Source organism: Peredibacter starrii (assembly GCF_034259205.1).
Classification (GTDB): domain Bacteria; phylum Bdellovibrionota; class Bacteriovoracia; order Bacteriovoracales; family Bacteriovoracaceae; genus Peredibacter; species Peredibacter starrii.
Genome location: NZ_CP139487.1, coordinates 24,468 through 48,771, shown reverse-complemented (window position 1 = coordinate 48,771; position 24,304 = coordinate 24,468). Strand labels below are relative to the sequence as shown.

General features: G+C 43.2%; 23 protein-coding genes, 1 other RNA gene and 1 pseudogene. 16 read left to right on the top strand and 9 right to left on the bottom strand.

What is annotated here, in order from left to right:
• The first annotated feature begins 35 nt into the window (after positions 1-35).
• Positions 36-644 carry a LolA family protein gene (locus SOO65_RS00260; protein ID WP_321395288.1) on the top strand — a complete coding sequence of 203 codons (609 nt, stop codon included), beginning with the start codon at positions 36-38 and terminating at the stop codon, positions 642-644.
• A gap of 383 nt (positions 645-1,027) precedes the next feature.
• Here the strand turns inward: SOO65_RS00260 and SOO65_RS20755 are convergent.
• A pseudogene (locus SOO65_RS20755) lies at positions 1,028-1,138 on the bottom strand (pentapeptide repeat-containing protein); the annotation flags it as partial.
• Positions 1,139-1,386: 248 nt separating this feature from the next.
• On the opposite strand from SOO65_RS20755, the gene SOO65_RS00255 reads away from it, so the two are divergent.
• The 8 genes from SOO65_RS00255 to pdeM are packed head-to-tail and all read left to right on the top strand — an operon-like array spanning position 1,387 to position 10,092.
• On the top strand, positions 1,387-1,962 hold the full coding sequence (locus tag SOO65_RS00255; RefSeq protein WP_321395286.1) for a helix-turn-helix domain-containing protein: 576 nt from the start codon (positions 1,387-1,389) through the stop codon (positions 1,960-1,962).
• The gene (locus tag SOO65_RS00250) at positions 1,959-2,738 is read left to right on the top strand and encodes a hypothetical protein (protein ID WP_321395284.1); all 780 of its coding nucleotides are present in this window, start codon (positions 1,959-1,961) and stop codon (positions 2,736-2,738) included. Before SOO65_RS00255 ends, SOO65_RS00250 begins: the two co-directional genes overlap by 4 nt.
• Before the next feature lie 15 nt (positions 2,739-2,753).
• The gene (locus SOO65_RS00245) at positions 2,754-3,803 is read left to right on the top strand and encodes an A/G-specific adenine glycosylase (RefSeq protein ID WP_321395282.1); all 1,050 of its coding nucleotides are present in this window, start codon (positions 2,754-2,756) and stop codon (positions 3,801-3,803) included.
• A 9-nt stretch (positions 3,804-3,812) separates the two neighbouring features.
• Positions 3,813-4,415, top strand: a complete 603-nt coding sequence (locus SOO65_RS00240; RefSeq protein WP_321395280.1) for a hypothetical protein — start codon at positions 3,813-3,815, stop codon at positions 4,413-4,415.
• 59 nt (positions 4,416-4,474) lie between these two features.
• The gene (locus tag SOO65_RS00235; protein ID WP_321395278.1) at positions 4,475-5,464 is read left to right on the top strand and encodes a ligase-associated DNA damage response exonuclease; all 990 of its coding nucleotides are present in this window, start codon (positions 4,475-4,477) and stop codon (positions 5,462-5,464) included.
• The gene (locus SOO65_RS00230; protein WP_321395276.1) at positions 5,464-7,038 is read left to right on the top strand and encodes an ATP-dependent DNA ligase; all 1,575 of its coding nucleotides are present in this window, start codon (positions 5,464-5,466) and stop codon (positions 7,036-7,038) included. The genes SOO65_RS00235 and SOO65_RS00230 overlap by 1 nt, the downstream gene beginning before the upstream one ends.
• Positions 7,028-9,463, top strand: a complete 2,436-nt coding sequence (locus SOO65_RS00225) for a ligase-associated DNA damage response DEXH box helicase (protein ID WP_321395274.1) — start codon at positions 7,028-7,030, stop codon at positions 9,461-9,463. Before SOO65_RS00230 ends, SOO65_RS00225 begins: the two co-directional genes overlap by 11 nt.
• Entirely contained in the window at positions 9,445-10,092 is a 648-nt protein-coding gene (gene pdeM / locus SOO65_RS00220; RefSeq protein ID WP_321395272.1) for a ligase-associated DNA damage response endonuclease PdeM, read from the top strand. Before SOO65_RS00225 ends, pdeM begins: the two co-directional genes overlap by 19 nt.
• On the opposite strand, the gene SOO65_RS00215 is transcribed toward pdeM, so the two are convergent.
• Positions 10,093-10,602, bottom strand: a complete 510-nt coding sequence (locus SOO65_RS00215) for a hypothetical protein (RefSeq protein ID WP_321395270.1) — start codon at positions 10,600-10,602, stop codon at positions 10,093-10,095. It lies immediately after the preceding gene.
• Between the two features lie 79 nt (positions 10,603-10,681).
• Positions 10,682-10,984, bottom strand: an RNA gene (gene rnpB / locus SOO65_RS00210) — RNase P RNA component class A.
• A 147-nt stretch (positions 10,985-11,131) separates the two neighbouring features.
• Here rnpB and SOO65_RS00205 point away from each other — a divergent pair.
• A complete protein-coding gene (locus SOO65_RS00205; RefSeq protein WP_321395268.1) occupies positions 11,132-11,530 on the top strand; it encodes a hypothetical protein in 399 nt (132 codons plus the stop codon).
• Here SOO65_RS00205 and SOO65_RS00200 read toward each other — a convergent pair.
• Entirely contained in the window at positions 11,527-12,249 is a 723-nt protein-coding gene (locus SOO65_RS00200) for a zinc ribbon domain-containing protein (protein WP_321395266.1), read from the bottom strand. The genes SOO65_RS00205 and SOO65_RS00200 overlap by 4 nt on opposite strands.
• Between SOO65_RS00200 and SOO65_RS00195 the strand changes: the two genes are divergently transcribed.
• Positions 12,248-13,243, top strand: a complete 996-nt coding sequence (locus SOO65_RS00195; protein WP_321395264.1) for a 3-dehydroquinate synthase — start codon at positions 12,248-12,250, stop codon at positions 13,241-13,243. The two genes, SOO65_RS00200 and SOO65_RS00195, sit on opposite strands and share 2 nt — an antisense overlap.
• The gene (locus SOO65_RS00190) at positions 13,224-14,408 is read left to right on the top strand and encodes a hypothetical protein (RefSeq protein WP_321395262.1); all 1,185 of its coding nucleotides are present in this window, start codon (positions 13,224-13,226) and stop codon (positions 14,406-14,408) included. Before SOO65_RS00195 ends, SOO65_RS00190 begins: the two co-directional genes overlap by 20 nt.
• On the opposite strand, the gene SOO65_RS00185 is transcribed toward SOO65_RS00190, so the two are convergent.
• Positions 14,398-15,180: a hypothetical protein gene (locus SOO65_RS00185; protein ID WP_321395260.1), complete on the bottom strand. Its 783-nt coding sequence runs from the start codon at positions 15,178-15,180 to the stop codon at positions 14,398-14,400. The genes SOO65_RS00190 and SOO65_RS00185 overlap by 11 nt on opposite strands.
• Before the next feature lie 10 nt (positions 15,181-15,190).
• On the bottom strand, positions 15,191-16,000 hold the full coding sequence (locus SOO65_RS00180) for a TIGR02147 family protein (RefSeq protein WP_321395258.1): 810 nt from the start codon (positions 15,998-16,000) through the stop codon (positions 15,191-15,193).
• Between the two features lie 188 nt (positions 16,001-16,188).
• On the opposite strand from SOO65_RS00180, the gene SOO65_RS00175 reads away from it, so the two are divergent.
• The 3 genes from SOO65_RS00175 to SOO65_RS00165 all read left to right on the top strand — a co-directional run bounded on the left by SOO65_RS00175 (position 16,189) and on the right by SOO65_RS00165 (position 18,913).
• Positions 16,189-16,929, top strand: a complete 741-nt coding sequence (locus SOO65_RS00175; RefSeq protein WP_321395256.1) for a L,D-transpeptidase — start codon at positions 16,189-16,191, stop codon at positions 16,927-16,929.
• Between the two features lies 1 nt (position 16,930).
• The gene (locus SOO65_RS00170) at positions 16,931-18,175 is read left to right on the top strand and encodes a D-alanyl-D-alanine carboxypeptidase (protein WP_321395254.1); all 1,245 of its coding nucleotides are present in this window, start codon (positions 16,931-16,933) and stop codon (positions 18,173-18,175) included.
• 66 nt (positions 18,176-18,241) lie between these two features.
• Positions 18,242-18,913 carry a hypothetical protein gene (locus tag SOO65_RS00165; protein WP_321395252.1) on the top strand — a complete coding sequence of 224 codons (672 nt, stop codon included), beginning with the start codon at positions 18,242-18,244 and terminating at the stop codon, positions 18,911-18,913.
• Between the two features lie 27 nt (positions 18,914-18,940).
• On the opposite strand, the gene SOO65_RS00160 is transcribed toward SOO65_RS00165, so the two are convergent.
• A complete protein-coding gene (locus tag SOO65_RS00160; RefSeq protein ID WP_321395250.1) occupies positions 18,941-19,240 on the bottom strand; it encodes a hypothetical protein in 300 nt (99 codons plus the stop codon).
• Between the two features lie 240 nt (positions 19,241-19,480).
• On the opposite strand from SOO65_RS00160, the gene SOO65_RS00155 reads away from it, so the two are divergent.
• Positions 19,481-21,865 carry a uracil-DNA glycosylase family protein gene (locus SOO65_RS00155; RefSeq protein ID WP_321395248.1) on the top strand — a complete coding sequence of 795 codons (2,385 nt, stop codon included), beginning with the start codon at positions 19,481-19,483 and terminating at the stop codon, positions 21,863-21,865.
• A gap of 35 nt (positions 21,866-21,900) precedes the next feature.
• Here the strand turns inward: SOO65_RS00155 and SOO65_RS00150 are convergent, their stop codons facing one another.
• On the bottom strand, positions 21,901-23,358 hold the full coding sequence (locus SOO65_RS00150; protein ID WP_321395246.1) for a methyl-accepting chemotaxis protein: 1,458 nt from the start codon (positions 23,356-23,358) through the stop codon (positions 21,901-21,903).
• A gap of 12 nt (positions 23,359-23,370) precedes the next feature.
• The gene (locus tag SOO65_RS00145) at positions 23,371-24,096 is read right to left on the bottom strand and encodes a DUF5020 family protein (RefSeq protein ID WP_321395244.1); all 726 of its coding nucleotides are present in this window, start codon (positions 24,094-24,096) and stop codon (positions 23,371-23,373) included.
• Positions 24,097-24,304: the final 208 nt, after the last annotated feature.

The window sequence follows — 24,304 nt, the reverse complement described above, 5'->3', positions numbered from 1 at the left end:
GAGGAAGCTTTCCCCTTTTTTTCAATGGAATGATTATGAAACTACTTCTAGGTCTATTACTTCTCCCAACTCTCTCTTTTGCCTCTAGCTTTGTTCCCACTTCATTCAGCGCTAATTACGAAGAAACTCTTAAGTCAGTGACTGGAAAAGAGCGTAAGAGCTTCGGTAAAATTGATTACAAGTTTCCGGGCCACCTTCGTTTTGAAGTGACTCAGCCGAACCCGACTCTGTTTGTGGTTAATCCTCAGAAGAGCTGGCTGTTCCAACCGGCATTTGTGAAAGGAGAGAAGGACCAAGTGACGATTCAGAAGTCATCTAACCTTCCGATCATCAAATTCCTTGATTCAGTTAAAGATGGGGTAGAGCAATCTAAGCTATTCACAACTAAGTACAATAAGAATGAAGTGACTCTGACTTTCGTGAAAACGATCCAGAAAGAAATGGGTTTTACTGAAGTTGTGCTTCAAGCTGCTAAAGACGCTAAGTCGATTAAAGAATTGAAGGGCTTTGAGAAAATCATTCTTACGAAAGTGGATGGTTCAAAGACCAATATTCGTCTGATCGATATCAAAGAGAATGTTTCTTTTCCTCCAGGGAATTTCGAATACAAGCCGTCAGCAAACGCTAAGATCACTAATCACTAATCACTAGTCCTAAAAGTAAAAACCCCGAGGTGTCGCGCACACCTCAGGGTTCTTTGGGTAGGAATCTCGAACATTGGTTGGCTAAATTCCGTAGGCCTTAATCAGAACCGCCAAACCAAACACGTTAATCATTAGAGTTAGGCCGTAAAAACTCAGGTTCATTGCTGTCTCCTTGTTATTTATGCGGCCATGGCCAATTCGATATAGATATCTGTCGTGTAATCATCTTTGCGGCTGAAGCTAATCAGGTTACGGCCGGTTTGAGTCATATCAGACATATCCTTATCTAGGTCACAGTCTTCATAATTAGAATTTATTGAGCTAGTGGCTTTAAAAGTGCAATTTGTGAAATTGCAATTCTTGAACTTGCACTTGCGAAGGTGTGAAAATTCGAAGCTGCAATTCTCAAACACACAGTTTTCGAACACAACCCCTTGAAATTCGCAGGCATAGAACACGCACTCGGAGAAAACCACTTGCCGGTAGGTGCTCATGTGGATGCGTGAGCCGGCCAGGATTTGGGAGGTGATCACAGAGGCAGCTAGCTGTTCGTCCGTAATCAGCTGGTAGCTGTCATTTGATACTAATTGAGTCATTTCAATAGTTTGTGTGAACATGGCTCCTCCGATTTGGTGCTTTGTTCCTGAGTGCAATGATATGCCAATTGACTATTTGCGTCAAGCAATAAAATTGCATCAAGGAACTATTTTGCAAACCGATAAGGAATTCAAGGGGGTGGACCATGATCCGCTTTACACCAGAGTTCTTAGAAAATTTCCTCGCTGTTGTTCGTAAATATATGCAATTGCGCGGAGGACTTACTCAAAAAGACCTATCAGAAATGATGAACGTGGGAATCTCCACCATGAGTCGTTTCTTGAATCTCAAAACCAGCAGTGTCGATGAGCAATTGGTTGCCAATATCATCGCGACTCTTGGAATTCCTTTGCACGAAATCATTGATGGAGTGGAAGAGGAGTCGACTGAGACGTTCAAGCGTCTGGTTCAATTTTATAAAGATCAAAAAACTTCCGATCAGAATGCCGGTGAAGAAGCTCCGAAAGCTCATGAGACCCGCAAGACAAGTGCGACGATCAATGTGGGCGGAAAGAAGCAGCAGATGCCTTTCGGTGAGGGCTCATCAGTTTCTAATACAAGAACTGACCTCACAATGAAGGAAAAGCTTGAGACCTTGTCTCCACGTCAGAAGGGTTACTTAAATGACTTTCTGAACCTGGATGCCAACGATCGAGATCTGATTGTGGATTTAGGGGACGCGATTTTCAGATATATTCGTCAAAGGAATATGGAATTTTGATTCGCCTACTGGTTCTGTTTCTAATCTCTATGAATGTTATGGCCGCACCTAAGGACATTGAGGTGTGGTTTGTTTCAAATTCCAAAGTCACGCTTCTGGAAGATCTCTTGAATCGTCCGCAATATGTTTACCGAGCCCCAACCGCCGCTCTCGAATGCCAGGAGATGGGTGACTATTGTTTCGATCCGCAATTTGGTTTGTATAAGAAAGAAAATGGTTTAGAGGAAGCAGTCGAGACGAAGAAGATTGAGACTGAAGGACCGTCTATTCCTGCAGGGAAATCTGTAGAACGTGAATTGATTGATTGCGATCCGAAAAATTATTTCGATGTGTTCTGTGGCAAGGCCAAAAAAGAGGCCAAACCTGAAGTCGCAAAACTTGATCTCTGGATCGATACTAGTTCTTCGATGAGAGAATTTGATTTCTCGGACGCCAGTGGTGGTTGCCATCGTAAGAGTCTGGTGCGTGCGCTGGATGAATCTTGTGGTTTTAATCAGAAGGTAAACGTCATGATGTTTGATACCACCATTAAGCAAGCTGGTGGTATGGATTCACTCTGCCTCAATCAGGGTCTGAATGATTATAAACGTCTGATGGATTGGATTGAGCGCTCGGACGCAAAAAAACTGGTGATCATCACAGACATCTACGAATTCCACAAAGAATTCTCTGACTACATTGAGAGTAAGCATGGGAAACTTCGTGGAGATAAAGATCCTCTGACTGCCAAGCAGATGGTAGAGCTCGCTGACTCTCTTGCCAAAAGCTGTAAGTAATACCAAAATCCCCACATGAGTCTCAAAAATCTTCTTTCTTGGTCTAAGACCGAGTTCTCGCAATTACCTTGGCGCCAAAATCGCTCGTTGTATCGCACTCTGGTTTCGGAGATCATGCTTCAGCAAACGACAGTGGGAACTGTGAAGAATCATTTTGAGCGCTTTCTCGTTCGTTTCCCTACATTAAAGAGTCTTGCATCCGCATCTGAGGATGAGCTCTTGGTGGCGTGGAAAGGTCTGGGTTATTACCGTCGTGCACGCAATTTGAAAAAAATTGCAGAAGCACTCGCAAAAGATCATGGCGGAGAGTTTCCCCATGACCTTGAGGCCCTGATGGAGATTCCGGGAATTGGTCCTTATACCGCAAACGCTTTAGTGGGAATTGGGATGGACAAACGTGCTCTGGCAGTTGATGCCAATCTTGAGCGCGTGATTGCTCGTCTCTTGAATCTAAAAACAGAAAAGGGTCTAAAACTTCAAAAAGAAATTCAGACGCTGTTTGTGAATAAAAAGATCTTCAACGAAAAGCTCTCTTTCAGAGAACTGAATGAAGCGTTGATGGATCTAGGTCGCACTTACTGCCAGGCCCGCAAGGCCTCATGTGAGTTGTGTCCACTTAAGAAAGATTGTCTCGCGTTTAAAGAAGGCACGCCACTTTCAATTCCCATGATGAAAGGCGAAGAAAAGAAAAAAGCTGTAGAGCATGAACTTCATCTTCTTAGAGTTTTTGTGATGAAAAAAGATAAGGTCCTGGTTTATCAGAAGGGCGAGAAAGAGTGGCTTTCAGGACAGTATGAAGTTCCCACTTTCATTCTCTCGACCACTGATAAAACTTTGAAGCAGTATCCAAGTTTCCCGAAGGGAGCGAAGGCCGATCCTTTATTCACTTTTAAAACTGGTATTACTAAATACAAAATTCAGAACAGTGTTCTGCTGATGGGTGAGAAAGAATTTAAAGCTCTCGCATTTGCCAACAAATCAGAATGGCGCTCCACAGGGGATGCGGAATCCAATTTCTCAACAGCAACGCTGAAGGCCTTGGCGAAATTAAACGCCTCGAGATAAAAATAAAGAATGAGAAAATTCTTTTTAATCTTTTGCCTACTTCTTTCTTTTAACGCATTTTCGGAATCAACTCTTGTTCATCCCTTTGAGTTAGAGTTTTCAGCACCCGAGAATCGTTTCAACTTAAAGGCAGAATTGTTGTTAAGCTGCCGTTACGAGAAGCTGGTTTGGGGAGATTCCTCAGAGTTTCATGTAAAAGACGAAGTTATTTCTCTGCCAATCGCGATTAAAAAAAATCAAATCAAGATCTCACACTCTAAAACCTCTTCGATGAAGCTAGATGGAAGATTTCGTTCTAATCCTGGCTGTATGTCTGAACTTCGACTCACATTTACTGACGCTCAGTACGCAGTAGGGTGGGCGGGACAAATGAATCGTCCAATTACGTTTGCATTGAAAGATGGTCACTTCTACCGCGCTGGTGACTCGGTTCTCGATATCTCAAAGTTAGAAGCTCAAATTGCCAATCGTTTGGTGGATTTCTTATATGTACCTGCAGCAAGTCAGGTCAACATTTGGATGACTGCAGACGGTCAAAGATTACCAATCTCGCCAACTTCTAGTGCGATTGATCCACAAACCAAAATGCCTTATCGCTTGAAGACCAAGTAACTCGCTTTGCCCAACTCTCGTTTCTCGTGAAGTAATTTACTCGTTGATAAAATGAGTGAATGGAACTCTTGCAACTGACCAATAAAGGTCTTTATTGCGCTCTCGGAGACTTCTACATTGATCCATGGGAAAAAGTGGAGACCGCCCTCATTACTCATGCTCATGGCGATCACGCACATTGGGGCATGAATCGCTATATTGCCGTCAATGAATCAGAACACATTTTAAGAAAGCGCATGGGCGAAGTTCCCATTGAAACTCATCCTTATGGCGAGACCTTTCGGATGGGAGATGTTGATGTAAGTCTTCATCCAGCAGGTCACATTCTTGGTTCTTCGCAAGTACGGATTCAGTACGAAGATGAGGTTTGGGTCTTCACGGGAGATTTTAAGCGTGACTATGATCCAACCTGTGAACCTTTCGAAGTTCTTCCCTGTGATGTTTTTATTTCTGAGGCAACCTTTGCACTTCCGGTTTATCGCTGGCCCGATTTTCAAAATGAAATGAAGGAGATCCTTGCCTGGTGGATGAAAAACCGCGAGGAAGGCTTTAACTCGGTCCTTTGTTGTTATGCTTTGGGGAAGGCGCAAAGAATTATTGCGGGCCTTCGGGAGCTCACTGATGAAACGATCTGGGTGCATGGAACCGTCGATGAACTTAATCACTGTTATGAAAAGACGGGACTTATTTGGCCGAATGTAAAAAAAGTTCCCCTGGAGAGTAAAGAGAAGTTTGAAGGAGCGATGATTCTCTGTCCTCCATCTGCACTTGGTTCAAGTTGGAATAAACGTCTTTCTCCCAAGAAAGTAGCATTCGCTTCAGGATGGATGCGGCTTCGGGGAAATCGCAGAAGAAAAGGTTATGAAAGAGGATTCGTCATTTCCGATCACGCTGACTGGCCCTCGCTTCTTAGAACGGTCAAAGAAACGGGATGCAAGAAAGTCTATTTTACTCACGGAAATACAGACGCCATCGTGAGGTATCTAAAAGATGAAGGTCTTGATGCTTACGATTTAAAAATGCCTTACGACACCGAGGGAGAGTCCTGATGGAACGATTTGTAGAACTCCTTCGCCAATTAGATCAGACCACCTCAACCTTGAACAAAGTGGACGGCCTTAGAAATTATTTTGAAGAAGTGCCTTCAGAAGATGCGTGTTGGGGTCTTTACATTATTTCAGGCAATAAGATTAATACCAAAATCAATCGCACCTTTCTTCAAGAAGCGTTTTGCGAGTATATGAAGATGCCTATGTGGCTTTTTAAAGAGTCGGCCTATCACGTAGGCGATTCATCAGAAACAATGGCCCTTTTACGAGGACCGATTGAACATCCTAAGCATCCTCCCGCCCTGGGAAAATTCATTAAAGAAGAACTTTTGACCTTAAAGAAACTCACTCCCGAAGAAATAAAAGCAAAGCTTCACAGCTGGTGGGCGAGCTATGATGAATCGGTTCTATTTTTGATTCATAAGTGTTTCTCGGGAAACCTTCGTATGGGTGTTTCTAAAAACTTGTTGATTCAGGCCATGGCAATTGTGGCGGGAATTGATAAAGAGACCATGAGTTTCCGCTTGATGGGTGATTATGAGTCCACTCCTGAGTTCTATGACAATCTTCTCGTTCAAGATGTGACCATTGAAAGAAAATCAAAACCCTATCCATACTTTCTTGCATCTCCCGTGGAAGACGCGGAAGAAGTTTTTAGCAACTGGAAAGAATGGTGTGTGGAATGGAAATGGGACGGCATTCGAGTTCAGGTCATAAAACGTGATGGAGAGGTTTTTCTTTGGTCCCGGGGTGAAGAGCTCATCAATGAAAGTTTTCCAGATGTACTTCATCAGGCCCAGAATCTTCCGGATGGAACTGTGATTGATGGCGAGCTTCTGCCTTTTAGAGAAGGAAAGGTTCTGTCCTTCAATGAACTTCAGACAAGGCTTAATCGGAAAAAAATCTCTAAAAAAGATCTCGAGAAAACTCCTATCTCAGTCATGGCCTATGATGTGCTGGAATGGGAAGGCGAAGATATTCGTGAGAAACCACTCAGAGAGCGTAGAGAAATTCTGGAAAGCATCAAGGTGTTTCCTCTCTCAAAACTTGTGAAGGTCAAAAATATTGATGAAGCGAAAGAACTTCGTCTGGAGAGCCGGGATCGGGGTGTAGAAGGCTTCATGCTTAAGCGCTGGAACTCAACCTATCAAACCGGAAGAAAACGCGGAGATTGGTGGAAGTGGAAGATTGATCCTCACACCATTGACTGTGTTCTTCTTTACGCACAATCCGGTACGGGAAGACGCTCAAATCTTTATACCGATTACACGCTTGCAGTATGGAAAGATAAGGAACTCATTCCGGTGACTAAGGCCTATTCAGGTTTATCAGATGAGGAACTAGCAAGCATGGATAATTGGATCAAGAAAAACACCGTTGAAAAATTTGGGCCAGTTCGTTCTGTGAGGCCTCAGCACGTTTTTGAAATTGCGTTTGAAGGAATTCAAGAATCAAGTCGCCATAAGGCCGGAGTGGCATTGCGATTTCCTCGTATCTCGCGTTGGAGAAAGGATAAAAAACCAGAGGAAGCGGACACTCTGGAAGAGGTAAAAAAACTATTAAATGAGCAGTAGCAGATTAGACTGGATTGAAAAATGGTTTGAGACCAAGGGTTGGAAGGCCCGGGAATTTCAGCTGGAGGCCTGGAAGGCGTATCTGCGTGGAGAAAATGGACTCATTCACGTTTCAACTGGCTTCGGAAAGACCTATGCAGGAGTGCTGGCCGCTCTTGCTGATTTGACCCTCGAAGAACAAAAGGCACCCGGCATCCACATCCTCTACATTTCTCCTCTGCGTGCTCTCAGCGCTGATATCATCAAATCTATTCAACAACCCATCGATGAAATGAAACTTCCCTATACGGTGGAAGGAAGAACAGGGGACACCAGTGCTTCTCAAAGAGCAAAACAAAAAAAGAATCCACCTTCTATTCTTGTTACTACCCCCGAATCATTCAATCTTCTGCTCGCATCTGAGGAGTACCGTGAGGCCCTGAAAAAATGCCGATTAGTTGTCATAGATGAGTGGCATGAACTCATGGGGAACAAGCGAGGAGTGCAGGTTCAACTATGTCTCGCTCATTTAAAAAAGCTCGCTCCTAATCTTCGAATCTGGGGACTTTCTGCGACGGTTGGAAATCCCGAACTCGCGGGACGAGTTTTAAATGGGAACGTTTTGAAGAACTTTGTTTTCATCACAGAGAAGGTCTCAAAAGAAATTGAAGTCCAAACCCTTCTTCCCGATGAGATCGATTCATTCCCTTGGTCAGGGCACTTAGGACTCGCGATGCTTGAGAAGGTGATTAATCACGTGGATATCAAGCAGTCCTGTCTTCTCTTTACCAATGTCCGCTCTCAATCAGAGCGTTGGTACAACGAAATCCTTCTTCGAAAACCCGAGTGGGAACCCATCATGGCCATTCACCACTCTTCAATTGATCGAGAGCGAAGAGAAGAGGTTGAAAATAAAATAAAGACCGGAGAATTAAAACTCGTGATCTGTACCTCAAGTCTGGATCTAGGAGTAGATTTTCCCATGGTTGAACGAGTCTATCAGGTTGGATCCCCTAAAAGTATTTCTCGCTTCATTCAACGTGCCGGACGCTCTGGTCACACGCCTACAGGGGTGCCTCGAATTTACTTTGTGCCGACTCACGCTCTTGAGCTCTTTGAATATATGGCAACTGAACTCGCTATTGATCGAGGTCTTAAAGAAGACATTATTCCTCCTGAACTTAGTTTTGATGTTTTGGCCCAGCATATGGTGACTCTTGCTTCGGGAGAAGGACTTATTCCTTCTGAGGCCTTCGAGGAAATTCGCCACACCTATGCTTACCAAAAAATAGAGCGCTATCAATTTGATAATCTTCTTCTATTTCTTACTCAAGGAGGAAGAAGCTTAAGTGCGTATCCTTATTATCATCGTCTGAAAGAATTAAACGGTAGATACCTGGTCCACGACAAAAAAATGATTCAGCAGCATCTCATGAATGTCGGAACCATTACCTCTGATCCATCCATGCGAATTAAGTTTGCCAAGGGGGGAAGTCTGGGGTCGGTGGAAGAATCTTTTGTGAGTAAGCTTAAAAAAGGGGACCGGTTTGTTTTTTCTGGAAAAGTTTTAGAGTTCATGATGATCAAGGACATGACGGTCTTTGTGAGGCTTGCTCCGCCCAAGGCCGCCGTGGTGCCAATCTGGTGGGGAAGTCGTTTGCCTCTCTCCTCTCTTCTCACAAGTCATTTGAAAGAGATATTTGAATTAATCGAACAAGGTCGCTATCAACATCCCCTGATTGAATTCCTTTCTCCTATTATTGAAGTTCAGAAAGCACTTTCACGTCTTCCTGGAAGAAATTATTTATTATTGGAAGAGACACTTACGCGAGAAGGGAGGCATTTGTTCATTTTTCCATTTGAGGGAAGACTCGTGCATGAGGCCCTGGCGGCCTTACTCTCTGTCCGACTTTCCCTTAGAACCAAGGTCACATTCAGCTTCGCCGTTTCAGAGTATGGCCTAGAAATTCTTGCACCCTCTGATTATAAATTTGATCTAGAAGTGATTAAGGAATGTCTTTCTCTGGATAATCTCACAAACGATATTCAACGCAGTCTTAATATGACCCAACTCGCGAAGAAACAGTTTAGGGACATTGCTCAGGTCTCAGGGCTAGTTTATCAAAACCGCATGGGTGAGAAGAGAACCATGAAGAACCTGCAGATGAGTTCCTCGCTCTTGTTTGAGGTCTTCTCTAAATACGAACCCGAGCAACCACTTTATAATCAGTCCTTTGATGAAGTGCGGTTTTTTCAGTTTCAGGAAAGTCGCCTCGTCTCTGTACTCCGAAAAATTAAAGAAATGCCGTTTGAGTTATATAAGACTTCCCGGCCTTCGCCTCTGGCCTTTCCTTTGATCATTGAAAGAATTGGATCCCTAGTATCTTCCGAGTCTTTACAAGATCGTTTGCAACGGATGAAAGAAAAATGGAAACAAGTCTCGTAAGAACCATTCATGAAGAAGAATTCATCTTCGACTGCCGGAGGATCATTTATTGGCCCCGTCGAAAAATCATGCTAGCCGCAGATCTTCATTGGGGAAAAACGAACTATTTACGTAATCATGGAATCGCCATCACCGATAAAGTCTTTGAGGCAGATCTTAATCGTTTGTCTCATTGCCTTGCGGATTACGAAACGACATCTTTAATTGTCCTGGGAGATCTCATTCATCATGAGAAGAGTCTAAGCCGAGGACTGATTGCGAAAGTCGCAAATTTTCGTGAGGAAAATCCTTGCGAGTTGGTCTTAGTCAAAGGCAATCATGATCGTTACACGGATTTCCCCGAGAGCTGGGGCATAGTTGAAGAGAAGGACTTCAAGATTGGTCATTTCTCATTTTTACACGAACACAATCCGCAGCTCACTGGTTTCCAATTTTCCGGCCACATTCATCCTATGATGAGACTTCGAGCGGGCGTTGATGAATTAAGACTTCCGAGTTTTATTTTGGATAAAGAGTTCTGTTTACTCCCGGCCTTCAGTCATTTGACTGGCGGCCAGGATATTAAGCTTGAGAAGGGACAGAGTGCTTTTGTCTTACTGGATGAAGGGCTGGATGTTTTCGAGAGATAATTAGCGGCAAGGTCGAACCACGAATCCTCCTAAGAATGATCCAATGATTTTTCCTTTCTTATCCATCGCCTCAACAATCGTGGCAGAACCCATATTGGTTTCTTCATCGATTACGTATGTATTCACTTTGCGAATGAGTTTTAAACTCTTAATCCCAGAGCTAAAAATTTTACTAAGATCTTTGTCCGCTTCAACTGTCATGGCGTGAACAATCAGCTTTTCACCTTGGTTTAAATCTTCTGATTCAAGATTCGCCTTTAGACCCTCGCGGATCTCGTAGCTAATCATCTCAGCACTTGAATCAAGAGGGACACTTACACCATCGACGGTCTGAACGATGGTTGAACTCAAAACGCCATCTTGCTTAAAGACTTTGATGTCCATCTTAATATCAATATCACCTGCTTCCATTGCTGGAAGATTCACTTCACATCTTTTCACGAGGTCTGCTGAAAAGGCAGATAAAGAAAATAGCGAAAGAGTGGCAAGTACCAATAGATATTTGTTCATAAGTCGTCCTTTTACAGCAGCATACAATGGGGAGGAGTGAGAGTGGGGTCTGAGTGAAAGAAATACAAAGGTGTCTAAAAAACCGAGATCAGGAATAAGCCGGATTCTGTATTAAACTATCATTCCTCTAGGCCGTGGATTACTCCAAAGCTCCAGCACCCAACCCGTGAGCTCCGCGAGCAGAATCAACGCTCACCTATTTGGGCTTGCACCTCGTAGAGTTTACCTGGTTTCACTACGCACCTAAGCCGAAGCTTAGGCCATACATACTTTCTGTTGCACTTGTCCTCGCCTCACGGCGGACGGGCATTACCCGCTACGATGCTCTATGGTGTCCGGACTTTCCTCCCCCTGTTACGGCGGCGATAGTCCCCTGATCTCGGTGAGGCGCCATATTAGCGGGGGAGAGGTGCCTTATCAAGCCTAGCTTTGTTGAGGGTAAATAGCTGAATAGAGGTGCTCAGGAATTAAGTTAAGGGTGGGGTCAATAAATACCGATGAATTAGATAGAAAAGTTTAAGGAGAAGTTATGAAAACCCTCTTATTGATCCTTCTGGCCCTTACCCTAACGGCAGTGTCCTGTGGTGGTAAAGACGGCGGAGGGAGTAGTTCAAGTTCTTTCTCGAACGCTCTTTCAACCCAAACAGGTTATTTGAATACTAACAGTCAGACACCGATTGAAGTTGGTGGAAAGGCATATCCAGTTTCGACGTCCCAAAACGATGCTCTTATTCGACAGGCCCTTCAACAGGCGCAAATGCAGGGAATTCAACCTCTGAATGTAAATGGCGTCTGGAAATACCGCGCGCGTTTTACCGGCCAACTTTATAATCCTTATGCAACTACTAATGGAAACTACGGAGCTTATACTGGCGGTAGTTATGCAGGTCAAAACATCCTGCAATTGACTTCAGTTCAATTCTACTAAGCACCGTAAGGAAGAAAAATCCGCGAGCATTGCGGACACTGCTTCAACTGTTTCTGCATATCGATCTCCGATTCATCAATTCTAGAAATCTTATAACGACAAAAATAACAACTCCCCTGGTCCACTCTTGTGAAGGGACCATGGGCAAGTTTCTTCGCCGTTACTTTTTGAAGCGTGGCCTTATAGTCTGCAGGAAGTTCGTCCATTAACAAATTCACTCGTAAATCGAGATTTGTGATCTCGGCATCAAGCTTAGATACGTCCTGAGAAACTTCATCTTCAATTTCTTTGATGGTTTTCTCAAGGCCTTGCATGAATTCACGATTATCTTTTATCTCCGCTTCAATTTCTTCTTCGCGCGAGAGGAAAGTAAGCCCTGCTTCTTCATGTCCTTCAATTTCAGTTTCAAACTGTTGAATCTTTTTCTCGTCACCACCTATGTCGATGAGACGTTGGCGTTGCTCAGAGGCAATTTTGAGCTTCTTCTCAACTTGGGCAAGTTCATCATGGAGGGAAATCAAATCTTGCTTGAGCTTTGCACTTTGCGAAACAGCTTCTAGCCGCCTGTTATTTAGCTTAGATAGCCGATCTTCCTGCTCACTCTTGGCCTTTAAATGGCCATTTTTCATCTTCGTCAGTGAATCGATCTCTTTTAATTTAAAAAACCACTCTACACTCACTTCTATTTCCTTCGATTTTGACGATAATAGGGACATCATGAAATCCAATCTAACTTACCTCAAAAAGCTCGAACTATTCAAGGAACTGGATAACTTCAAAGATGGACAATTTTTTGCCATTGTTGATGTAAAGGCGAAGAATCATCTTCCGCAGTGGATTCAATTTTCTCCGCATGTATTTTGGTTGAAGAATCCAGAAGAGGAAAAGAATCTTGAAACTTACGGACAGGCCCTAGAGTTCTTTTTGAGACAAGGCATCAGTCGTGGTTCAACTCTTTACGCTTTTGGTGGAGGAGCAACTACGGATTTCGCAGGCTATGTGGCCGCTACCATTCTTCGTGGGATTAAATGGGTGGCAGTTCCTACCACGCTTCTGGCCATGATTGATGGCTCTATTGGTGGGAAAGTTGCTGTGAATATGCCTCAAGGTAAAAACCTTGTTGGCTCTTTCCACATGCCAGAGAAAGTTTTTATTTGCGGAGATTTTCTAACTTCGCTGCCTGAAAAAGAATGGATGTCCGGCAAGGGTGAAGTTCTGAAGTACGGGTTTCTCTCTGAAGAAATTCATAAGCTCATTGTTAGTAAGACATCGATCGAAGATATTGCGATGGCCTGTGCTAACTTTAAAAACATCGTGGTGGAACGAGACTTTAAAGAAAATGGTGAGCGCATTTACCTGAACCTTGGTCATACACTTGGCCACGCTTTCGAATACACTCTTAAAATTCCTCATGGACACGCAGTTGCTATGGGACTTAAGTATATGTTCAAAATTATGGGTCTTCATGAGGCCCATAGTCAGTGGGAAGTCATGGTCAAGGCACTTGCCCTGCCGGCCGAGAAGTTTGAGATCAGCTACTTCTCAAAGTTTGATATCAATACGTTCTCTGATTATCTGGAACAGGATAAGAAGAAGCTTGATTCGCGTCTACGCTTAGTTCTCGTCAAGAATATTGGAATCTGTTATGTTGAAGAAGTCGCTCTGAAAGACTTTAAGGCAAAGATTCATGCATATGGCGAGTTTAAATCTTAAACACGGTTCAATGATTAAAGAAGTACATGTGCCTTCATCGAAGTCATATGCTAATCGTGCGTTGATTCTTGCTGCCATTAAAAAGTCTCCTGTCACCCTAGAAAATCTTCCTGAATCAACAGATGTAACAATTCTTCTGGCCTGCTTAAAAGAGCTGGGTCTTAAAGTTAAAACATCTGGCAAGAATGTTGTTATCGAGGGTTCTTTTCCTGCCTGCGAGAGTTCTGATAAGAAGCTTGATGTAGGTGAAGGGGGAACGACTGCGCGCTTCCTGGCGGGTCTGTTGTTAAAGGGAAAAAAGAAATATGAATTGGTGCTAGGGGAGCGTTTGAAAGAACGGCCTTGGCAGGAATTTATTGATCAAGCGCGAATGCTTGGAGCGAAGGCCGAACTCAATGATGCGGTTTTGACGCTTCAAGGACCAATCACTGCCCCGAAAACTTTAGAAGTTGATTGCACCCGAACAACTCAATACGCGACAGCTTTTGAATTAGGCCTCTCTGACTTTGGAACGAAGATCATTCCGGTGAACCTCACGACCTCACAAAGTTATTGGGCCATGACAGAAAAAGTGATTCAGGACCTAAAACAAAACGATGTTTATCCTGTTCCGCTTGATTGGAGTAGCGCGAGTTATCCATTGGCGTTTGCGGCCCTGAACCATGAAATTACCTTTCCTGGTCTATTCGATGATTCTTTTCAGGCCGATTCCAAGTTTATAAAAATTCTCCGCAAGCTGGGTTCAGTCACGGAAAATGATAAAGGGATGGTCATTAAACCCATCACTCATCATGAACCTATCTCTTTTGATGTGACTGATTGTTTGGATCTTGTTCCGACTCTCGGCTATTTCCTTTCTCATATTAAAGGTGTCCATGAGCTTCATGGCACTAAAAATCTCACTTTCAAAGAGAGTGATCGTCTGACGGAAGTCATGAATCTCATTAAGGCCTTTGGGCGCAAGACCTGGCTTGAAGGTGAGACATTGTTGATTGAAGGCAGCGATTTAAAAATCAATGAAGCGAAAGATCTTGTTCTACCAAATGATCACCGAATGGTGATGGTAGGTGCATTGTTTCTTCGTCAGCATTCCGGAGGGAGTGTTACTCCTCCGGAAGCAGTGACAAAGTCATATCCTGAATTTTTCGATTTATTTATTTGTTAGAAACTACAGTGTAGCTTTCAAGTCCCAGAACCAGATCCAGATCATCAATCTTGTCGCTTAATAGGGCCTTGCCAAAAACTTCCTGGCATTGAGTGGCACTCTTAAACTTGAAAGTTGATTGGTACGAAACCTTTCCACTACTAAGCTTGTGATAAACAAGTTCAGGTCTCTTGATATCGCACTTAACAACCAAACGGAATTGACCATTTTTCGCTTCAAGCTCAACCGAGTTGCTCTCAAGGTTTTTAGCAACGAGTTCTTTATTACGAAGATTTAGAACAGATGCATCTGTTCCGTTAGTCTCTAGAAGATTTTGGAAGTTTTTGTCAGTTAGACCAGTCTCTGAAAAGAGTTTGCCGCTGATATTGAATCCAGCATCCAGGCCAGGCGAAGCAATCCCAAGGTATTCATGGAAAACCAGCTTCGCATTTGGCTTCGCTAGACGGTTGTTACAATAGTCCTGGTGGACGAGAATGATTTTCTCTTCTGGATAGTTAACAGCTTCATAACGAACATTTTCAGCGTCAGTGATGGGCTGAGTTGTTTCACGTACCGAAGTCTGTGTGATGGCATCTTTTAGAGCGATCAGGTTAATGTTCTTTTTGAAATACTCGTTGTGAAGAATGCGCTGGTAAACCATTTTACCGATGAAAGCAAAATCAGAACCGCAAGAGTTACCACCGCCGCGAGTACCACCACTGATACTGCCGCCGCCTTCAAACGCAAAAACTGATGATGAGGTTAGTGCTAGAACTACAAGAAGATTTCGCATAAGAATCCTTTTACTTGCTGAGCTTAAACAACTGGATACCGAAGTGATACAATTTCTGCTTCTTCGATTTCGCTGCGATAGCAAGAACTTTACTAAAACATTCCTCGATGGCCTCATTTGCTTCTTGAAGACTTTCTTCATCAAAAAGCATGGTTTCTGAGCCCACGAACTTTTCAGAGTTATTTTGAGTTTCCAATGAATCTTGGGCCTTCCCAAGCATAAGACGGTGGAAATTTCTAAGACCTAAATGAGGACCTTCTGCTGCAAACAGAAGTTCATCGTTAATCTTCCAACCATCCATTTGATATTCGGCGATTCCAATTTTCTGGAATTGCTTAAGAGCATTTGAAATGTCTTTAACGTCTACATTGAGAAAATTAGCAAGTTCCTGAGGGCCCTTCTGGCAAAGCTCAGGGGTTTTCAGCATCACGAGTAACGGAAGGTGGAACCAATTTGAGAAGACGAAATCATAATCGAGTTTACTCTTTTTGATACGTCGGTTTGCCTCTTCACGGGCAAGCTCTTCCATGCGGTTTTCTAGAACCTGCTTAATGCTGGCACTACGGGCAAGCTCATGCTCAACCATCGTAATGAAATATTCTTGTTCTTTAACTCTTAGTTTGGTCCAAACCGCCAGCTGTCTTGCTACCTGGACCGAGATCTTCTTTTTGCCATTGAGGAACATTGAAAGAGCTGCTGGTGAAAGACCACAGCTACGGGCCGCTGCCCTTAGAGAGAATGACGGGTTCTTAGCTTTCTTCGCCTCTAGAATGTCACGAAAGAAATCGTAAGACTGTTTATAGGTAAATACGTTCGCCATATGGGTGATAGAGTATGCCTTTCCCAAGTGAAGTGTTGATAAATCGCTGAATTGTATAGAAATTACACAGGCCAGGATTTGGCCATGACTTTTGGAGCGCAAAAGTATGGTCATTTTTTCAGACTTTCCCCTAAACATTCTTTAATCAACTTAGAATCCCAGAAAAAAAGCGAGAAAAAGGAGAACTTATGAAGTCTTTCTCATTAAAAGCACTTTTGCTTTTATCTGCGGTTACTCTACTTGGGGCACAAGGGGCCTACGCATTAACAGATGAAGAAGCAATGGAAGATGGGATGATGCCTATCGAAGAATATGCAATGGCAGAAATGAAGGCCGTTCTTACCCCTGGTTTAAATAGTGAAGGCGTTGCTGAAGCAGTTAGAAATAATCGTTTAGTAATTGCTGTAAATAAGGCCTCTAAAGGTGATGGTGCTCAGACATTAACCATGTATGAGAACGGAATCGAAATCTTGAAAGAGAAAATCTCTACCGGTCGCGAGAAAGAAGAGAAGGCCAAATCTGGTAGGATTTACTTTTCTACGACTCCTAAGGGCTTTTTCCGTCCTACTAAAATCTATCGCGATTACTTGTCTTATACATGGAACGCTCCAATGCCGAACGCTGTTTTCTTCATCGGTGGGATTGCTCTGCACGCAACCACGAAATCACACTATAAGGAACTTGGTACTCGCGCTTCAGGTGGATGTGTTCGTTTAGTTCATGAAACGTCTCAAATGATTCGTGAAAAAGTAATGGAGACCGGTCTTGGTAGTGCTCCAGGACAGTTCAAGATTGTTAACGAGGCCAAGGGTCGTAACCGTATTGCGAACAACTCAGTTTCTGTGAACCAACTTAACCGCAACACTGGTGACCTGTTGGCCGCTAAGGTCAGCTCTTGGGACACAGTGATCGTTGTTTACGAAGAATAGAATGAAAAAACTCTTATTTGCTATAGCCATTATCTCTACCTCGGTCAGGGCCAATCCGGTCCTGACTCAGGATTTTAAGACCCTTAATTCTAAGTATAAGGTCGGTACCATTACCGAACAAACTTATTGCTATGAACAGCAGGGACAAGTTGGTGGTTATCAGGTCGATAAGAAGCAAAGAATTGCCTCAGTTACAAAACTCCTTACGACACTCCTGGCCTCCGAAGTATTAGACCTTAACCAAACTTTTCAAACTAAGCTTTATATTGGGAAAGATAGTCTTCATATTGAAGGTGGTCTTGATCCTTATTTTGAAGAAGAGAAATTTCTTTTGATGATGAAGGCCCTCAATGATTTGGGGTACACCAAGTTTAAACAGGTGAGCTTTAATTCTAATTTTCGTTTCTATGATTTAGGACTTGAGGATTATAGGGTCATCACAACCGAACAGATCCGACTTAGAATTGCTTACTATCTCAGTTCGAAGAATCAAAAAACAATTAATACGACCTGGAAAACGGTTCAGAAATTTGCTCGTGAAGAAGGTCTTGATATAACCGGAACTGCACCAAACTTAAGTGCTACGACTGTCGTTCTTAATAATGTAAATCCATTACTGGATGAAAATCCGGTTGAATATATCCATCGCTCTAAACCTCTTCATGCCATTATTAAGGCGATGAATGTGATGTCGAAAAACGTTGTGGCGGAGAACCTTTATACGCTTGCTCAAAAGAAGAAGACCTTTCAGGCGCTCATGAGTGAGAAGAAAATTGTGGCTTCGACCTTCTCCATTGCTAACGGATCGGGCCTGCCAATCATCAATGGTAAAAATCGTTTTGATAACCTTGCTACTTGCCGCATGATTCTAAAATCAATTGCTCTTTTATCTGAAAGTGCTCGCAAACAGCACTTTGAGTTAAGTGACATCGTTGCAGTTAACGGCGGGAAAGACCTTGGCTCATTCCGTGATCGTTTTGAAGGATATCCAGAGACTCATGAAGCGGTTCTTTCGAAGACCGGAACTCTGAAGCATACTTCAACCCTGGCGGGAGTTCTCCTCATTTCTGGAGAAGTGCCTTTTGCCATCTTGAATCATACGTCGACACCTGCTCTGGCCAGAAAACTTCAAGATAACTTTGTTGATAGAATGTTCAATCAATTGGGCACTCCGACGCCACTGGTCTATGAGAAAATCTCGATTTTCCCTTGGGACGGAGAGGATTTTTTACAGTTGGTTCACTAGGTCCTTCATTGCCATCAGATATCTTTCACGTGAGAATAATTCCATGAACCTCATCAAGGAATTAACATGGGTCTGTGGCTTCTCTGTTTTATGATGACTCTTTCAACTGCTTTTGCTGATATCGGTAAAGTACTAAAACTAACTGATAAATCTGAAGCACACATCATCAGAAATAAAAGTAAGATTGAACTTAAGTCAGATTCTAAACTAGAAGTAGGGGACGTCGTTGTCGCCGGTAACTCAAATCTGCTACTTCAGCTTTATCCTGAAACTCAAGTAATCCTGACTAAAAGCTCTGAATTACTTATTGAGCAGTCCGATCTTGAGGTCACTAAAAAAGAAGAGAGGGCCTTCTCAGTTCTTAAACTTCAAAAGGGTTCTTTTAAGGCCCATACACCATCTCGAAAGACTCAAGTCATCGAACAGCGTTGGGAGACTGAAGGTGCATCTGCCGCTGCTACTCAGGGCGAATTTGAAATGGCGCTTTCAGACTCTAAAAATGTTGATGTAGATGTTTTTCAGGGTCAGCTGATCGTTTCATCACCATTCATCCAAAGCTTCGTTCCTGAAGTTGTAAAGGCCAAAGAAGGATTGACCTTCGTGTCTAAGGACAAGGCGTTCTCAAGACGTGAGGCCAAATCGAATTTAGGAAATGAACCATCATTTATGGCCGACAAAGTGGTTCGAAAAAGTTGGGATAAGATTAAGAAAAAATTTTCTAAGAAAACGAAGAAATAAAGAAGGGGCCCAAAAGGCCCCTTTTTTTTAGTTACCAGATGGAGTTGTTGAACTCTTAGGTTTCGAAGAAGAAGGCGAGCTAGAATCCATGCTGCCTGGAGAGTGAGTACTATCAGAGTGAGATGGAGACATAGAAGAATCTTCCATTCTTTCCACTTGTTCAGTTGTCTCACCAGAAGGAGTCGTTGTACGTCTCACTTCTTCAGTTGTTGTCTTCGTCTCATCCATTGAGCCTGAAGAAGGCATTGAGCTGCTGCTTGAAGTTTGAGCAAACAATGGCATTGAGATTAATAGTGCTGTCACTGTTCCACAAAGTAGTCGTTTCATGTTGACCTCCTGTTAAGGGCTTAAATTGCCTGGCATCTGCCAGAATGAAACTTCATTCATCTAATCAGTGACATGGTTAGTTTTTGAACTCTAAATCACCTTAAGAAATCGTTGGCCCGTTTCAGACCTCAATCAATCAGGAATTTCTTACAGTGTAATTCTTTCTGTCAGGACAAACTTGATTTGAAGTCAATCCTGAGGAGATTTAGGATGCGGCCATCATTTTTAAAGGATGCGTTTATGAAGAAGCTAACCGGTTTTTTCTATTCATTAAATCTTGTGGTTTTGACTTCTCAGGTGGCCAATGCGGCCATGCCGATCTGGTCATATGACCCAGGACCAAATCCTCGCACAAAAATGGGTAAGGAACTAATCGACCTTACAGCAAATATACCCAACATGCCTGAGATCTCTAATCAGCTGATGGGTGATCAAAAATTTCGTCCAGCATTTGGGCCGGTGCCCTGGCGAATGCTTCAAGCGCCGAACAAAGTAAAAATTCTATTTATTGGGCAGGACGCTACTCACATTGCTGAAGCTGCAGGTCGTCCCGCAACTGCAGGTTTCGGTGGTCGTGCTCAAGATCTTGCTGCTTACTTCGGAGTGAATGAAGGTGCGGCCTTCATTAATACTTATGCTTACACGATTAAAGGTCAGTATGGAGCTTACAACACTCCATTTATTTTCCGTGATAACAAAGGCAAAGATTCTTTCAATCTATCAAACCTCGTTGATAATCAGCTCTGGCTTCTGACTCAAGACGTAGATAGTCCAGTTGCTAAATGGCGTAATAACCTTATTGATTGGATCATTCGCAACAATAAAGATTCAATCAAACTTATCGTAACTTTTGGTGGTGCTGCCCGCGATGCCATGGGGTCTTATGTTGAAAGTAAGGGCGGTAAGGTCGAATCGCGTGTTGAGAAAATCATCGATCAAATTCAAGTTGCAGAAACAAAGTTAGAATACGCCGGCGGAAATAATGAATTCCCAGTTGTGGTCGACCAGGAAGGAAATGACCTTTACTCGCGTATGGCCGCTCGTCGCCTCGATTATACAAAAGAGCCAGTTCAAAAGGCAGCAGTTGAAGAATTGCAGGCCAATGTAGAGAAGTATAAAAGTGAGATGGTCTTCTCGAAGGCCGGTCCAATGAAAAACGGTCTTCTTCACCCAGCACAGCTTGGTGGTTATGATTTAAATAAAATCAAAATTCGTAATGCTTACACTCGTTCCCTCAAAGGTCTTAGATTAAGTGATGGCTCAACAATTGGAACTGATGTTCTCGTGGTTGAACTTCCACATCCAACTTATTTAAGTAACCTTACAAATGATCAGGCCTCAAAAGCTGTAGGCCAGGACCTCAGTGTTCTTAAACCTTATGTAAGTGCCGGCTGGAGAATCAATCCAGATCCAGGAATGACAAACCGATATTCTTCTGGTCAGCCATACCGTTATTCGAGAGCTGATATCGGACCTGAGTATTATGATTTTGGTACACCAGGGACTCGAATGGTTCCGGTTTCAACTGCTTCTCGTATGGGAAGTAATCCACATGTCATCGTATTCGGAACACGCGATCAGGCCCGCTTTGATAGGAATACCATTAGTGCCATGACTAATGCTCGTCCAGGTGAAGGGTTTTCAAACGAAGAATTGTTTGTTTCTCGTCCACGTAGTGCTCGTCTTCGTTATGTATTCGATGCTGGTCCGGGCGAGATGTACGCTCGAATTATGAAAGAAAATCTCAACATGAAAGAGATTTTCAAAACCAAGCCGGGGAAGTCTTTCCAGTCTAATGGGATTGATGCTTATTATGTGAAAAATCATCCAGAGATCGGTGACTTCGGTCACTACCGCGGTAACTTAGATAAGCCTCGCGTGATTATCGTGGCGGACCCTCGTGGATATGACGATCTTATTACTGCTCGCGCGCTAACAGGAACTCGTGGTCAACACCTTCAAGGCCTTATGAGAGATCTTGGGATTCAAGATGAAAACTATCTTGTTATCAAGACTGTTCCTTTTGGAATGGATGGGGCGACTGCCGAAGATTGGAAGTATGTCCTCTCGGCGACTGAGAATTATCGTAATGCTCTTCTTGGTAAACTTTTAAGTAATGGTGGACCTGAACTTATCATCACTGATGGTCCGGCCGCGAAGCTTGAAGTGAGACGCATTCTTGGAAATAGTCGTATTCCAGTGGTCCACATTGGTCGAGCTGGTGGTACTGATCAGGCCGACATCCTGGCCGCAGCAAATGACTTTAAAGCTCTACCGCAGTTTAAAACCGCTTCAATTCGTGCGAATTTGATGAATATTCCTCGAAGCCATCTTTCTTATTACGCACGTACGTGGGAAGGAACTTCGGGAGACCGTGTACTTGCTGCTGAAGATAAGTTTCGCGGATTAGCGTTCGCTGAAGTGGCACCAGCATGGGCCTGGCAGCAGCGTTCGGGTCTTGTGCCTGAACACAATCAAGACGTAAATGTTTTGATTAATAAGCTAAAACAGAATGGACTTCGTCTTCCAGGCGAGTCGATTCCGAATTATCTTCGTCGCACGCGCATTGATCCGACATTAAGCTTCTGGGAAAATGCTTTAAACGAACTTTTCAAAATTGCTTAAAATAAAAAGGGGAGGTCTGGCCTCCCCTTTTATTATCAAGCCACACTACCTAAGACTTCACGGCTTAAAATCTGAACCTGTTCTTTCATTTCTTCTGAGCGTTGTTCAATGTCGCCTGCAGTAGTCGCAATTTCTTGCGTCGACTGCGCATTTAATTGTGAGGCCTGATCCAACTGGTTCATGGCCTTACTGATCTGACCAAGACCAATAGTTTGTTCGTTGCTCGCGGCCGCTATTTCTTTATTAAGAACCGCCACCTTTTCAACTGATGCCACAATTCTCATCAGAACGTTTCCTGAATTATCAGCACGCTGACGGCTTTCTTCCGTTCTGGTCACACTTTCTTTAATGAGAGCATTGATCTCTTTGGCAGCTGTGGCCGAACGTCCGGCGAGATTTCTCACGGCGTCTGCAACCACGGCAAAACCTTTTCCTTGCTCACCTGCTCGGGCAGCTTCAACTGCCGCGTTTAAGGCAAGGAGGTTGGTTTGAAATGCGATATCATCGATGACTTTAATGATTTCTTCGATTTTCTTAGAATCATTCGCCACTTCATGCATTGAATTGATGAGATCATTGATCTCTTGTTCCCCTTCACGAGCGATATTTGATGATTCATTGGCAAGATCGGAAGCTTCTTTGGCGTGTTCAGAGTTTCTCGTCACCATAGAAGTAAGTTCTTCAATTGAGGCCACTGTTTCTTCTAGTGAAGCGGCCGACTCAGTCGAAGCACTCGAAAGCGATTGTCCAGCGGCCGAAAGTTGAGTAATGGCACCCGAAACGTTATGGCTTACAGTCGTCAGTGCTTTTGCCACTCCACCAACTGAGTTTGAAACTCGATTTGAAAGCATGAAAACCACAGTAAAAAGAATTCCGGACGAAACGAGAGCAACCAAAAGAATAAGCATGGCCTTGCTTTCTCTTTCTTCGGCTTGAATGACGTTGTTGGCCTTACTTACGGCCGTATACATCTCATAAATCTTTGTGATGGTTGAGTCCACTTCGATTTGAAGCACCTGCCAAGGGCCACCTTTATCAACCAAAGATAAGACCTTTGCAAAATCATCGGCTTCACCACGAAGAAGTGCCTCTCGCACTTGCGATGTGTACTCAAGGTATTTGGGATAATGGTCTTTCATGTCTTGAAATGCGGCCATTTCACCCTCGATATACTTCTGCTTCATGTATTCTTCAACCGCTGACTTGTAGGCCCCAATGGAACGATCCAGGAGATCAACGAATTTTTTTCTATTTTCAAAATCGTCTTTGTTACTTAGGGCCGCGAAGGTAAAGTAACCGATATTAGCTCGGTTCAAGTTAATTTGCCCGAGGAGGCGAATATTGGGAACGTAGACCTCATACGACTCGTTCAACATCCCACCAATTTTTGAGAAACCTCTCAGACTGATGATTGTCGTGATGGCCAGTGCAACCAGAGGAAGAACGGCCAAGATCAGTAATTTACCACGTAGACCTTCAAACATTTTATTCATATTGATTCTCGCTTAAAAAATCCAAACTGCTTTGAATTGAGGAACACTTTGGTTAAGACCTTTAATACCGTATTTGTTTTGCCAGAAGTTGTACTCCATCCCGATTCTAAGAGGGACTTTGTTGTTGGTCTTCTTGGCAAGATCAAGAAGTAATGAGGGTTGCATTTGAAGGTTTTCACGCATGTGTCCTTCAGCTCCGGCCCAGTCTAAAAAACCGTTGAAACGAATTGGCCAATTAGATGGTCCAAAGACTTTGCTCCAGACTATTGTTAATTGTTGGCTGGTGCCTTCAACTCCTAAAACATCTCGATAAAGAAATTGTGTGGCCAGATAATCGAACCAAAGATTTTGCCACTCAATCGTTACACCTGAAAGATTCGCTCTTCTTGCAGGACCTGTCGGGAACTCCAGGTTAAGTTGAAGTAAAATATCTTTTACGAAGCGATCTTTGATTCTCACCAGATCCATTTTGCCCAAGCTGAAAGCAGGCGAGATCTCTCCGTACGTCACTGTCTTGTCTTGAGTATCCGGACTTTGAATATCGAAGAAGAAAAAGTTATTTCCGTACGCCCAACCACTGATGTGTTCGACAGTGATGAGAGATTGGGAGTAGCGATCCGTATTGGGGCGAAGATAGTTACTTCCTTGAAGATACTGAATGTTTGTTTCCGACCAATCTGCTGCGCGAAGTTCTCCAGCAATAGATAAAAGTAGCAAAAGTGTCCAAATAATTTTCATAACTTCCTTGTAAAAAAATTTAGAAAAATATCGGGAAACCTTAACCAAAGCTTAATGAACATTTTTTTAACTTTTTAAATTAATGATTAATGATCTAAGTACGTAATTGTTCGGAGGAAAAAACTGCCTATTCAGTAGAACAACTGTTTCTCTCAACAGCAAAACTAGCAGCTCGTCTTGTTGATATTGATCATCCAGTTTTCAATGT

Excerpts from the sequence above, each read along its gene's own strand:
- SOO65_RS00260 (WP_321395288.1), top strand. The coding sequence starts at position 36 with ATGAAACTACTTCTAGGTCTATTACTTCTCCCAACTCTCTCTTTTGCC.
- SOO65_RS00255 (WP_321395286.1), top strand. The coding sequence starts at position 1,387 with ATGATCCGCTTTACACCAGAGTTCTTAGAAAATTTCCTCGCTGTTGTT.
- SOO65_RS00245 (WP_321395282.1), top strand. The coding sequence starts at position 2,754 with ATGAGTCTCAAAAATCTTCTTTCTTGGTCTAAGACCGAGTTCTCGCAA.
- SOO65_RS00240 (WP_321395280.1), top strand. The coding sequence starts at position 3,813 with ATGAGAAAATTCTTTTTAATCTTTTGCCTACTTCTTTCTTTTAACGCA.
- SOO65_RS00235 (WP_321395278.1), top strand. The coding sequence starts at position 4,475 with ATGGAACTCTTGCAACTGACCAATAAAGGTCTTTATTGCGCTCTCGGA.
- SOO65_RS00230 (WP_321395276.1), top strand. The coding sequence starts at position 5,464 with ATGGAACGATTTGTAGAACTCCTTCGCCAATTAGATCAGACCACCTCA.
- SOO65_RS00225 (WP_321395274.1), top strand. The coding sequence starts at position 7,028 with ATGAGCAGTAGCAGATTAGACTGGATTGAAAAATGGTTTGAGACCAAG.
- pdeM (WP_321395272.1), top strand. The coding sequence starts at position 9,445 with ATGGAAACAAGTCTCGTAAGAACCATTCATGAAGAAGAATTCATCTTC.
- SOO65_RS00215 (WP_321395270.1), bottom strand. The coding sequence starts at position 10,602 with ATGAACAAATATCTATTGGTACTTGCCACTCTTTCGCTATTTTCTTTA.
- SOO65_RS00205 (WP_321395268.1), top strand. The coding sequence starts at position 11,132 with ATGAAAACCCTCTTATTGATCCTTCTGGCCCTTACCCTAACGGCAGTG.
- SOO65_RS00195 (WP_321395264.1), top strand. The coding sequence starts at position 12,248 with ATGAAATCCAATCTAACTTACCTCAAAAAGCTCGAACTATTCAAGGAA.
- SOO65_RS00200 (WP_321395266.1), bottom strand. The coding sequence starts at position 12,249 with ATGATGTCCCTATTATCGTCAAAATCGAAGGAAATAGAAGTGAGTGTA.
- SOO65_RS00190 (WP_321395262.1), top strand. The coding sequence starts at position 13,224 with ATGGCGAGTTTAAATCTTAAACACGGTTCAATGATTAAAGAAGTACAT.
- SOO65_RS00185 (WP_321395260.1), bottom strand. The coding sequence starts at position 15,180 with ATGCGAAATCTTCTTGTAGTTCTAGCACTAACCTCATCATCAGTTTTT.
- SOO65_RS00180 (WP_321395258.1), bottom strand. The coding sequence starts at position 16,000 with ATGGCGAACGTATTTACCTATAAACAGTCTTACGATTTCTTTCGTGAC.
- SOO65_RS00175 (WP_321395256.1), top strand. The coding sequence starts at position 16,189 with ATGAAGTCTTTCTCATTAAAAGCACTTTTGCTTTTATCTGCGGTTACT.
- SOO65_RS00170 (WP_321395254.1), top strand. The coding sequence starts at position 16,931 with ATGAAAAAACTCTTATTTGCTATAGCCATTATCTCTACCTCGGTCAGG.
- SOO65_RS00165 (WP_321395252.1), top strand. The coding sequence starts at position 18,242 with ATGGGTCTGTGGCTTCTCTGTTTTATGATGACTCTTTCAACTGCTTTT.
- SOO65_RS00160 (WP_321395250.1), bottom strand. The coding sequence starts at position 19,240 with ATGAAACGACTACTTTGTGGAACAGTGACAGCACTATTAATCTCAATG.
- SOO65_RS00155 (WP_321395248.1), top strand. The coding sequence starts at position 19,481 with ATGAAGAAGCTAACCGGTTTTTTCTATTCATTAAATCTTGTGGTTTTG.
- SOO65_RS00150 (WP_321395246.1), bottom strand. The coding sequence starts at position 23,358 with ATGAATAAAATGTTTGAAGGTCTACGTGGTAAATTACTGATCTTGGCC.
- SOO65_RS00145 (WP_321395244.1), bottom strand. The coding sequence starts at position 24,096 with ATGAAAATTATTTGGACACTTTTGCTACTTTTATCTATTGCTGGAGAA.